Below are 11,767 nucleotides of genomic sequence, written 5' to 3'. Positions count from 1 at the left end.
TGGACGCGCAGGGCAGGCCGGGAGAGGGGCGAGAGCGCTCCCTCGTCGCCGAGTCGACCATCACTGATGGCCATTGCCTTGCTGGCAGCATCCGGGCTGGCGTTGCCGGTGGCAGAAACCGTGCCGGCGAGCACCATCTATCGCAGTGTCGGTCCCGACGGCATCGTGCGCTACAGCGATACCCCCTCGGCCGGCGCCCGCGAGCTGGCACCGCCGCCGTTGTCCAGCGCCCCTGCGCTGGATGTGGCGGCGCCCTCCAGGCCGACGGCGCCTTCAGTACCAGGCCCGGATAGCGACGCCGATATCTTCCAGCCCCACGATGTCCTGGCCATCGCCTCCCCGGCGGATGACAGCGTGTTGCCCACGGGGACCGGGGGAAGATTGAAGGTGCTGGCCGCGATCAGCCCGCCTCCGGCGACGGGGGATCGCCTCGGCCTGGAGGTCGACGGTGTGCTCGCCACCAGCGTCACCGGCATCGGCCCACTGTGGCTCACCAATCTGGAGCGTGGCGAGCATCGCCTGGGCCTGGTGGTGCTGGCCCCGTCGGGAGAGGTGCGTCAACGCAGTGCCGATATCGTCATTCACGTACAGCGCGCCAGCCGCCTGCTTCCCGCCAACCCCCTTCGTCCTGCGCCGCCTTGACCCGCGATCTGCGGGCCTTGTGCGGACAGTGATCCAGGCGAGACTGCCCTGCACCAGGTTGGTGCACTAAAATGGTGCGTAGGTGCGCCGACGGTGACCCGCCTCCTCGACAAAAGCACCGTCCTGGCGCCTGCGCGGCGGGAGTGTGCCACTGGCACCAAGGCTGGCCCGCTTCTTGCTTTGAATGTTGTTGTCTGACGCCTGCTCGAGGCCGAGACCTGGACCGCCACCATGGAATGCCGGCTTGGCGCCGTGGCGGCCTCTATCGAGTGGGCGCTTTGCCCCATCAGGATGGACCCATGACGCCTGGCATCATCGAACACCTCACAACTGCGGTCATGCTGCTCGACGGCGAGCTGCGACCGACCTGGATGAACCCGGCGGCGGAGACCTTGCTGGCGGTCAGCGCCAGTCGGGTTGCCGGCGTGGCGCTGAGCGACTGGCTCAGCGGCGAGGATGATATCGCCGAGGTGCTGATACGGGCCCGGGATGGACAGCATCCCTATACCCAACGGGAGGCGCGGCTGGTCCTCGCCGGTGGAGACCCCTTGACGGTGGACTACACCGTGACGCCGCTGTCGCCTGACGAGCTGCTGCTGGAGATGGAACCACGGGATCGGCTGTTGCGAATTTCCCGCGAGGAAGCGCTGCAGTCGCGCCAGGAAACCATGAAGGTGCTGGCGCGGGGGCTGGCCCACGAGGTCAAGAATCCCCTGGGGGGGATTCGTGGCGCGGCGCAATTGCTCGAGCGTGACCTGGAGCAGACGCCGGCGCTCAAGGAGTACACCCGGATCATCATCGAAGAGGTGGATCGGCTCCGCGATCTGGTCGATTCCATGCTCGGGCCCAACCGGGTGAGTCGGCGAGAGCCGCTGAACATCCACCGGGTGCTGGAGCGGGTACGCGCGCTGCTATTGGTCGAGCAGCCGCGGGTGAGCATCGAGCGCGACTATGATCCCAGCCTGCCGGAGTTGACCGGCGATGAAGCCCAGTTGATCCAGGCGGTGCTCAATGTGGCCCGCAACGCCGTCCAGGCGCTGGTCGAGTCCGAGACACCGAACCCGGTGATGACCCTGAGGACCCGCGCGCGCCGCCAGTTCACCCTGGGCGCCCAGCGCCATCGTCTGGTCTGCGACGTCAGCGTGATCGACAACGGCCCGGGCGTCCCCGAGACGCTGCGCGAGACCCTGTTCTATCCGATGGTGTCCGGTCGTGCCGAGGGCAGCGGCCTGGGGCTGTCGATCGCCCAGTCGGTGCTGCACCAGCACGAAGGGCTGATCGAATGCGAGTCCGAGCCTGGACGTACCGAATTCCGTCTGTTGATTCCCCTGGAGATGAGTCATGACTGATACCGCTCGTGTAATGATCGTCGACGACGACCGGGCCATACGCTGGGTGCTCGAGCGCGCCCTGGCGCAGCCGGACCTTGAGGTCGAGGCGGTCGAGCGGGCCGACGGTATCCTCGATCGACTGCTGGCCGAGCCGCCCGACGTACTGGTCACCGATATCCGCATGCCAGGTATCGACGGGCTCGATCTGATGGCCAAGGTGCGCCAGGTGCACCCGGACCTGCCGGTCATCGTGATGACCGCCCATTCCGACCTGGACAGTGCGGTGGCTTCCTATCAGGGCGGGGCCTTCGAGTACCTGCCCAAGCCGTTCGACGTGGACGAGGCGCTGGCCCTGGTGCGACGCGCGGTGGCCCACGTGCGCGAGCGCCAGCGGCCGGTCAGCGTGCCTGAAGGACTCGACGCCGAGATCATCGGTGAGGCGCCGGCGATGCAGGAGGTGTTCCGGGCCATCGGGCGCCTGGCGCACTCGCATATCACGGTGTTGATCAACGGCGAGTCCGGGACCGGCAAGGAGCGCGTGGCGCGTGCGCTTCATCAGCACAGTCCCCGCGCCGCCAATCCCTTTATTGCCCTCAACATGGCGGCGATCCCCCGGGATCTGATCGAGTCGGAGCTGTTCGGCCACGAGAAGGGCGCCTTCACCGGCGCCAGCGCCAGTCGTCAGGGGCGCTTCGAGCAGGCCAACGGCGGCACCCTGTTCCTCGACGAGATCGGTGACATGCCGTCGGAGACCCAGACCCGGCTGTTGCGGGTGCTGGCCGACGGCGAGTTCTATCGGGTCGGTGGTCATACGCCGGTCAAGGTGGACGTGCGCATCATCGCCGCGACCCACCAGGACCTCGAGACGCTGGTCGCCGATGGCCGCTTTCGTGAGGACCTGTTCCACCGCCTCAACGTCATCCGCGTGCACCTGCCAAGGCTGTCCCAGCGGCGCGAGGATATTCCCCGGCTGGCGCGGCACTTCCTGGTCGAGGCGGCCAAGGAGCTGTCCACCGACGTCAAGGTGCTGACCCGCGAAGCCGAGGAGTTCCTGACCCGGGTGGACTGGCCCGGCAACGTGCGTCAGCTCGAGAACACCTGTCGCTGGCTGACGGTGATGGCCTCCGGGCGCGAGATCCTGGTCGAGGACCTGCCGCCGGAGCTGCGCGGCGGCGATGACAGCGCCGCAGGCGGAGACTGGCGTGAAGCCTTCCGCGCCTGGGCCGACAGCGCCCTGGCCTCGGGCCACACCCACCTGCTCGAAGAGGCGGTGCCGGACTTCGAGCGCATCCTTATCGAGACCGCGCTCAAGCACACCGCCGGGCGCAAGGGTGAGGCTGCCGAGCTGCTGGGCTGGGGGCGCAATACCTTGACCCGCAAGCTGAAGGTGCTGCTGCCGTCGCTGGCGGAAGACCAGGAGGTCTGAGCGGGCCGGGGCGGCGAGTCCGGGGGGCACCGGTTTAACCAGCCTGCCCGGACCGGCCTACCCCAAGGGGCATATCATCAGCCTGTTATCGGTGGCCTAGAGTGGTGGCGACGTTGCACCGCTACTCTCGGCGTCGGGGGTAGCGTCACGATTCTGAGGCCTACCCCCATGAACCTTTCACGCTCTCGTCGGCTTGGCCTGGTGGCCATGTCGCTGGTTTTCATCTCGAGCCTCTCGCTTGCCCAGGAGCGGTCCTCGCCACGCACCGTACCGGCCAACAGCGAGCCTGCTGCCAGCAGCGAGGATCTTGCTGCCATCGCCAAGGAAACCACCAATCCGGTGGGTTCGGCCTGGATGCTGTGGATGCAGAACGACTATACCCACCTGGACGGCGACGACTTCGACGGTCGCTGGTCCAATTCCTTCAAGTTCCAGCCGGTCATGTCCTTCCCCTTCGAGATGGCAGACGACAACTGGAACCTGGTGGTGCGCCCGGTGTTCCAGTACAACTCGACTCCGATGGACGAGAGCTTCGGTACCCTGGCCCGGGGCGGCAGCCCGCTGGACATCGATCCCGACGAGTGGAGCCGCAACGCCCCCCATCGCGGGCGTACCGAGGGCCTGGGTGACACCGCCCTGGTGACCCTGGCCGGCCCGGCCCGCGCCGACGGCGTCATCTGGGGCCTGGGGCTGACCCAGATCTTCCCCACCGCCGAGCATGACGTTCTGGGACAGGGCAAGTTCCAGGCCGGCCCGGCGGCCCTGATCGCGCGCCTGGCGCCCAATCCCGGTGGCTGGAACATGGGCCTGCTGGCTCAGCACTGGTGGTCCTACGCCGGCGAAGATGACCGCGAGCACACCAGCCAGACCGATCTGCAGTACTTCCTCAACTACCGGCTCAGCGGCACCGAACTGGTGGGCATGACACCCAACGTGCGCATCAACTGGGAGGCCGACAGCGGCGAAAAGGTCAACTTCCCGATCGGCCTGGGCTATTCCAACGTGGTCCGCATGGGCAGCACCCCGGTGCGCCTGGCCGCCGAGATCCAGCACAGCGTGATCCGCGGTGATGAGTGGGATGCGGACTGGAACTTCCGCTTGATGTTCATCCCGGTGGTCAAGAACCCGTTCATGTAACGGCGCTGGCAGCCTACGCAAAGGGGCCCCGCCATGGCGGGGCCCCTTTGCATCTGCGGCCGACCAGCAGGCCCGCTATCAGGCAACCGTCAGCGGTTCGGTGCGGGCTTCGAGCCAGGCCAGCGCCTGGCCGTCGAGCCTCGGCGCCAGCCGGCGGCGGACCTCGTCGTGGTAGGCGTTGAGCCAGTCGATCTCGGCCTGATCCAGGGTGAACAGGTTCAGGCAGCGGGTGTCGATGGGACACAGGGTCAGGGTCTCGAACTCCAGGAAGTCGCCGAAGTCGCTGGGGGCCGCGGTGCGGTTGGCCACCAGGTTCTCGATGCGCACCCCCCACTGGCCGGGACGGTACACCCCAGGCTCGTTGGAGGTGATCATGCCTTCGCGCATGGCGGTATGTTCGGCGACGGAAGCGCCTGAGCTGATCACCTGGGGGCCTTCGTGGACGTTGAGGAAGTAGCCCACACCGTGGCCGGTACCGTGACCGTAGTCGCGGCCGGTGGCCCACAGCGGCGCCCGCGCCAGGGCGTCCAGCCGCGAGGCGGCGATGCCCTCGGGGAAGCGTGCCCGCGACAGTGCGATCATGCCCTTGAGCACCAGGGTGCAGTCTTCGCGCTGAGCCTCACTGACCGTGCCGACCGGGACCATGCGGGTGATATCGGTGGTGCCACCGCGGTACTGGCCGCCGGAGTCGATCAGCAACAGACCGTCGCCCTCGATCACCGAATGGGCCTCCTGGGTCGCGCGGTAGTGGGGCAGGGCACCGTTGGCGTTGAAGGCGGCGATGGTATTGAAGCTCTCGCAGACGAAGTCCTCGTCCTTGGCGCGTTCCTCGTACAGGCGGGCCTCGACGTCCAGCTCGGTGACCCGTTCGCCGGCGGCGAAGGCGGCCTCCAGCCAGGCGAAGAAGCGACACAGGGCCGCGCCGTCGGCTTCCATGGCCTGACGCACGAAGCCGAGCTCGTGGGCTGTCTTGATGCCCTTGGCCAGGGTGCTGGGCTGGAAGGCTTCGACCACGGTCATCTCGTCCGGCAGGGCCTGGCGGGTCCCCAGCGTCAGCCGGGCCGGATCGATCAGTACCCGTTCGTCCCGCGGCAGGGCGGACAGCCGCGCCGCCCAGTCGGCGTAGTCGGCCACCTCGACACCATCGGCCTTGAGCGCGTCGACCAGTTCGGGAGCGAGCTTGCCGGGTGCCACGAACAGGGTGGCGGTGGCGCGACCGATCAGCAGATGGGACAGGAACACCGGATTGAAGCCCACGTCGGCACCGCGCAGGGTGGTCAGCCAGGCGATGTCGTCCAGCGTCGACACCAGATGCCAGTCGGCGTGGTGCTCGGCCATGGCCGTGCGTACCCGGTCCAGACGCTGGCGCCGGGTCTCGTCCAGATAGCGGCCGGCGTGGGGTTCGATGGCCCCGCTCGGCAGGCTCGGGCGATCGCGCCAGATCTCGTCGAGCAGGTCGCTGTCGCCGCGCAGGACGACGCCCCGTTCACCAAGGATGTCCTCGAACTGGCGGCCGTGGGCCAGGGACACCACCTGGGCGTCGTAGCCCAGGGTGTCGCCGGCCTCGAGGCGCTCGGCCAGCCACTGCATCGGTGCGCTGGCCTGCCCCTGGGTCAGCTTCATCATGCTGATGCCGGTGCCGGCGAGTTGAGCCTCGGCCTGCACGAAGTAGCGGCTGTCGACCCACAGGCCGGCCTCGTCCTGGGTCACCACCAGGGTACCCACCGAGCCGTCGAAGCCGGACAGCCACTCGCGACCGGCCCAGTGCTCGGGCAGGTATTCGCTGTTGTGCGGATCGCTGGACGGTAGCCACCAGGCATCGATGGCGTGGCGGCGCATCGCCTCGCGCAGATCGCTCAAGCGTTGGCGAGCGGTATCGGCACTGGCTGAGGTCATGCTCAGACTCCTGTTCTGACAATGGCTTCGGCGTCCGCGCGGTGGGCGGCCGCCGGATCGATAAGACGGTGATGCTTCAGCATGCGCTTGAACACCGGCACGAGCAACAGCAGCACCCCGGCGAAGATCACCAGGGCGATGGCCGACCGTCCGAACAGTTCCGGCAACTGCTGAAGCTCCTCGGCGTTGACGTGACCGCCGATCAGGCCCGCCACCAGGTTGCCGAGGGCGGCACCGGTGAACCACAGGCCCATCAACTGGCCCTGGGTGCGACGTGGCGACAGCCCCGACATGGTGGACAGCCCCACCGGCGACAGGCACAGCTCGCCCAGGGTCAACAGCAGCATGCTGCCGACGATCCACCAGGGTGACACCAGCCCTGTGCCTGTCAGTACCTGTTGCGCCGCCAGCACCATCAGGCCGAAGCCGCAGGCCGCCAGCAACAGGCCGAGGACGAACTTCATCGGGCTACCCGGTTCCAGTCGGCGCCGACCGAGCGCCGGCCACAGCCAGCCGAACAGCGGGCCCAGCAGCACGATGAATACCGGGTTCAACGACTGGAACCACAGGGTGGGGACCTCCCAGCCCATCACGTTGCGGTCGGTGTAGTTGGCCGCGAACAGGTTATAGGAGGTGGGCTGCTGCTCGAAGGCGGCCCAGAAGAAGGCGGCGGCGACGATCAGCACAAAGCAGATGGTGACGCGAATACGCTCGTCACCGCTGAGTCCGGAGAACAGCATCAGGTAGGCAAAGAAGCCCAGCGAGGCGACGATCAGCACGCTGGTCATGGCCTCGGCCACCGCGCGGGCGTCGATGGTCACCACGCCGGTAGCGACCAGCGCCACCAGGGCGGCGATCAGCGCCAGGCACAGCGACACGACGGGGCCGACGTGACGACGGCGCTGGGCCGGGGCGTCCCAGGTGGAGGCGCGGCCGCGCTCGGCGTCGGCGCGCTGCATGGCGGGCACCGCCCACAGGCGAAACAGCAGCAGTGCGATCAGCATGCCAAGGCCGCCCATGGCGAAGCCCCAGTGCCAGCCCAACGAGTCCATCAATAGCCCGGTGAACAACGGCGCGAACAGGCTGCCGATGTTGATGCCCATGTAGAAGATGGCGAAGCCGCCGTCGCGGCGCACGTCGCTTTCGTCATACAGGCTGCCGACCATCACCGAGATGCAGGTCTTGAATAGCCCGGTGCCGAGCACGATGAAGATCAGCCCGACGAAGAAGGCGACGGCACCGAGCAGGGCCGACAGCGCGATGGACAGATGACCGAAGGCGATCAGGATGGAGCCGTACCACACCGCCCGGCGCTGGCCGAGCCAGTTGTCGGCAAGCCAGCCGCCGGGCAGCGCGGCCAGATAGATGGCACCACCGTAGATGCCGACGATGGCGGCGGCGGTCTTGGGGTCGAAGCCGAGCCCGCCGTCGAACAGCGAGGCGGCGATGAACAGCACCAGCATGGGGCGAATGCCGTAGAACGAAAAGCGCTCCCACATCTCGGTGAAGAACAGTGGCCCCAGGGCGCGGGGGTGACCAAAGAAGCCCTTGTCGGCGGCCGAGCCGTCGGAGGAAGTGGATTGCATGAAACCAGGCCTTTTCAGGGTGGGAAGGCGAACGTCGACGCCTCTACATCAAGCGCCCCGGGACGGAGGCGGCATGCGAACAGAAAAACGTGTGAAGAACACGATAATGTGCGAGTCCGTAACAAAAATTGCTGTGGATCACGATTTGGGCGGTGAATTCTATGGAAATCACCGGTCAAGGGGAATACCTCTGCGGTCTGGCACCGTCAGCGTACGGACGTCTCAGCGAAAAGGCGTATGTCCAACATGAGCCAATAGCCTCTATATTGGTGAAATATCGACTTTTAGGGACTTCTTCGCCATGACGTCATCGCCGCCCCAGCGAGCACCTGCCAGAATCGAACTGACCGAAGTGGGGCTTCGTGATGGCCTGCAGAACGAGGCGCGGGTGCTGTCCACCGAGCACAAGCTCGAATTGCTGCACGGGCTTCACCGGGCCGGCCTCAGGCGCTTCGAGCTGACGTCTTTCGTCAGTCCCCGGGCGGTACCGGCGCTGGCCGACGCCGCGGAACTGGTGGCCGCCGCCAAGGGGCTGGCGGATGCCCGCTTCAGCGCCCTGGTGCCCAATCTGCGCGGTGCTGAGCGCGCGCTGGAGGTGGGCATCGATCGGGTGGTGCTGTTCGTGTCCGCCTCCGAGACCCACAACGCGCGTAACGTCAATCGCTCGATCGACGCCTCCCTGGCCGGTTTCGCCGATATCGTCGAGCGCCTGTCCGGCAGCGGTATCGAGGTACAGGGCGCCATCGCCACGGCCTTCGGCTGTCCCTTCGAGGGTGACCTGCCGGCCGGGCGCATCGGTGAGCTGGCGCGTCGCCTCGGCGAGCTGGGTATCGATGACCTCACCCTTGGCGATACCACCGGCATGGCCACGCCCGCCGTGGTCTCGCGGGTGGTGGGTGAGATCGCCGAACAGGCCCCCGCGGCGCGGCCGATCCTGCACTTTCACAATACCCGGGGTCTGGCGTTGGCCAACGTCATGCAGGGGCTGTCGCTTGGCGTCACGCGTTACGAAAGTGCGGTCGGTGGTCTCGGCGGCTGTCCCTTCGCCCCAGGCGCCAGCGGCAATCTGGCCACCGAGGAGCTGATCTACCTGCTCGAGGAGCTGGGGCATGACACCGGCGTCTCGCTGGAGTCCTTGATCGAGGTGGCGGGGCTTGCCGCGCGGCGACTGGAACGTGCGCCGGGCTCTCAGCTGGCCCGGGCCGGCACTCGGCTCAGGCTGCATCGACCCGATGCGGTGCCCACCGCAAAGGGCTGAGCCAGATCCCTGAACCTGGCAAGACCAGACGACACCACCACAGACATACCGACGGATACGCAAACCTATGGATGCTAGCCCCGGCAGGGATGACAGCGACGATTCGCGGCCATCGACCCAGGACGCCACCGGCCTTGCTCCGGGCAGCCTGGCCGGCATACGTGTGATCGATCTGACCCGGGTGATCTCCGGCCCCTTCGCCAGCCAGATGCTGGGGGATCACGGCGCCGAGGTGATCAAGATCGAGACCCCGGGGGAGGGCGACGTGGTCCGCCGCCAGGGCAATATGGTCAACGGCTTCAGCGCCTACTTTGCCCAGTTCAACCGCAACAAGCGCTCGATCACCCTCAATCTGCGCGAGCCCGAAGGGCGTCAGATCCTGAACCGCCTGCTCGAGGATGCCGACGTGCTGGTGGAGAACTTCCGCCCCGGGGTGCTGGCCAAGATGGGACTCGACGACGACACCCTGAGGCAGCGCTTCCCGCGCCTGGTGGTGGGGCGGATCAACGGCTTCGGATCCACCGGGCCCTACCGCGACCGACCCGCCTACGATTTTGTCGCCCAGGCCATGAGCGGCTTCATGGGCGTCAACGGGGTCGAGGGGGGCGAGCCGATGCGCGCCGCGCCACCGATCAGCGACATGGTGGCGAGCCTCAACCTGGCCTTCGGGGTCAGCGCGGCACTGGTGCGTCGCGAGCGTACCGGCCAGGGCGAGATTCTCGAGACCGCCCTGACCAACGGCCTGGTGGCGATGCTGGGCTATCTGGCGGCGGAGTACTTCGCCACCGGCGAGGTCCCCCGGCGTACCGGCAATGACCATCCCATGCTCTACCCCTACGGCCTGTTCGAGGCCAGCGATGGCGAGGTCGCCATCGCCCCCAGCAGCGAGACCATGGTGCGTCGTCTGCTGGAGGCGCTGGGTCGTGTCGATCTGCTCGAGCAGCCGCGCTTCGCCGACAACGCCCAGCGCATGGCGCACCGCGAGGCGCTGCGCGAGATCCTCAACGAGGTGACGCGCCGGCGCAGTGTGGACGACTGGATCGAACACCTGAACACCGCCGGCGTGCCCTGTGGCCGAGTGCAGGATCTGCGCGAGACCTTCGATGACCCCCAGATCATCGACCAGCGCATGCGCCTGACCCTGGATCAGGGCGAGGCCGGACAGATCGCCACCACCGGCTTTCCGGTCAAGATGCGCGAGGCCCCGGCGATGATCCAGCGACCGGCGCCACAGCTTGGCGAGCATACCGACGAGGTACTGGCCGAACTCGGCTTCGGTGCCGACGAGTGTCGGGCGCTGCGCCAGCGCGGGATCGTCTAGGCTGGGTGGCGGTCCCCGCCGGACAACGCCAGGCGAGTGGCCGCGCAAGATGGCGACTCGACAACCGCCAGGCAATCCGCCGGATGGCCGGTGCCGGCTGGTGACAACGATGCAGGACCGCAGGACCGCAGGACCGCAACACCCACAACGAAAACGCCAACAACGAAAAACAAGGAGCCTTCCATGCCCTCGACTCTGACCACTCGCCTTGGCCTGCCGCTGCTCGCGCTCGGCCTCGGTGTCTCGACCTCGGCCAGCGCCCTGCCCATCGACGAGTGCATCGCCCCGGCCGACCCCGGTGGCGGCTGGGACTTCACCTGCCGCAGCGTCGGCAAGCTGCTCACCGACCTGGAACTGACCGACGGCTCGGTGCAGGTCACCAACATGCCCGGCGGTGTCGGCGCGGTGGCCTTCTCCAACGTGGCCTCCAAGCGTGCCGATGACAGCAACCTGATCGTCGCCACCAGCACCGTGGGCATGACCCAGATTGCCCAGGGTCGCTATCCCGGGGGTGCCGAGACCATGCGCTGGCTGGGCATGCTCGGTACCGACGTCGGCGTCATCCTGGTCGACGACGAGAGCGAGTACGAGTCCCTCGAGCAACTGCTGGAGGCCATCGTCGCCGATCCGACCTCGGTGGCCATGGCCGGCTCCAGCGGTGCCGGTGGCTGGGATCACATTCGGGCATTGATGCTGGCCAAGGCCGCGGGCCTGCCCGGCGACCAGGTCGGCGCCCTGCGTTGGGTGCAGTTCGACGGCGGCGGCCCCGCGGTAACCCAGATGATGGGCAACCACGTGGACGTGGTTTCCACCGACCTGGGCGAGGTCGCCGGCTTCATCGAGTCCGGTGACGTGCGGGTGCTGGCGGTGATGTCGGATGATCCGCTGCCCGAGCCCTTCGACGAGCTGCCCACCGCGGTCAGCCAGGGCTATGACGTCACCGGCTACAACTGGCGCGGCTTCTACACCGGCGGCGAGGTCTCCGACGAGGACTACGCCAGCATGGTCGAAGACCTCGAGAACCTTTACGCCAGCGACGAGTGGAAGGACGTGGCAGCCCAGAATGGCCTGGTGCCGCTGTGGCGTGGCGGTGACGACTTCTCGAGTTTCGTCGAGGAATCCATCCAGCGCGTCGAGGCCATCTCGCGCGAGATCGGGGTTATTCAATGA

9 protein-coding genes are annotated in these 11,767 nt (G+C 67.3%); 7 read left to right on the top strand and 2 right to left on the bottom strand.

What is annotated here, in order from left to right:
* The first annotated feature begins 66 nt into the window (after window positions 1-66).
* From NFG58_RS19565 to NFG58_RS19550, 4 genes are all read left to right on the top strand, one after another.
* The gene (locus NFG58_RS19565) at window positions 67-642 is read left to right on the top strand and encodes a DUF4124 domain-containing protein (protein WP_348827197.1); all 576 of its coding nucleotides are present in this window, start codon (window positions 67-69) and stop codon (window positions 640-642) included.
* A gap of 299 nt (window positions 643-941) precedes the next feature.
* A complete protein-coding gene (glnL, locus tag NFG58_RS19560) occupies window positions 942-1,991 on the top strand; it encodes a nitrogen regulation protein NR(II) (protein ID WP_222516395.1) in 1,050 nt (349 codons plus the stop codon).
* Entirely contained in the window at window positions 1,984-3,399 is a 1,416-nt protein-coding gene (gene ntrC, locus NFG58_RS19555) for a nitrogen regulation protein NR(I) (RefSeq protein ID WP_045992383.1), read from the top strand. The genes glnL and ntrC overlap by 8 nt, the downstream gene beginning before the upstream one ends.
* A gap of 168 nt (window positions 3,400-3,567) precedes the next feature.
* Entirely contained in the window at window positions 3,568-4,536 is a 969-nt protein-coding gene (locus NFG58_RS19550; protein WP_222568745.1) for a hypothetical protein, read from the top strand.
* Window positions 4,537-4,614: 78 nt separating this feature from the next.
* On the opposite strand, the gene NFG58_RS19545 is transcribed toward NFG58_RS19550, so the two are convergent.
* Window positions 4,615-6,432, bottom strand: a complete 1,818-nt coding sequence (locus NFG58_RS19545; protein WP_348827196.1) for an aminopeptidase P family protein — start codon at window positions 6,430-6,432, stop codon at window positions 4,615-4,617.
* 2 nt (window positions 6,433-6,434) lie between these two features.
* The gene (locus NFG58_RS19540; RefSeq protein WP_045992381.1) at window positions 6,435-8,018 is read right to left on the bottom strand and encodes a peptide MFS transporter; all 1,584 of its coding nucleotides are present in this window, start codon (window positions 8,016-8,018) and stop codon (window positions 6,435-6,437) included.
* Window positions 8,019-8,319: 301 nt separating this feature from the next.
* On the opposite strand from NFG58_RS19540, the gene NFG58_RS19535 reads away from it, so the two are divergent.
* The 3 genes from NFG58_RS19535 to NFG58_RS19525 all read left to right on the top strand — a co-directional run bounded on the left by NFG58_RS19535 (window position 8,320) and on the right by NFG58_RS19525 (window position 11,767).
* Window positions 8,320-9,276, top strand: coding sequence for a hydroxymethylglutaryl-CoA lyase (locus tag NFG58_RS19535; protein ID WP_253554310.1), 957 nt, complete (start codon window positions 8,320-8,322; stop codon window positions 9,274-9,276).
* A 67-nt stretch (window positions 9,277-9,343) separates the two neighbouring features.
* A complete protein-coding gene (locus NFG58_RS19530; protein WP_348827195.1) occupies window positions 9,344-10,597 on the top strand; it encodes a CoA transferase in 1,254 nt (417 codons plus the stop codon).
* A gap of 183 nt (window positions 10,598-10,780) precedes the next feature.
* Entirely contained in the window at window positions 10,781-11,767 is a 987-nt protein-coding gene (locus tag NFG58_RS19525; protein ID WP_108448688.1) for a tripartite tricarboxylate transporter substrate-binding protein, read from the top strand.

It is taken from the genome of Halomonas sp. RT37 (genome assembly GCF_040070525.1).
Lineage (GTDB): Bacteria > Pseudomonadota > Gammaproteobacteria > Pseudomonadales > Halomonadaceae > Halomonas > Halomonas litopenaei.
Note: the sequence above shows the minus strand (reverse complement) of the source record. Positions and strands in the feature narration are given on the sequence as shown.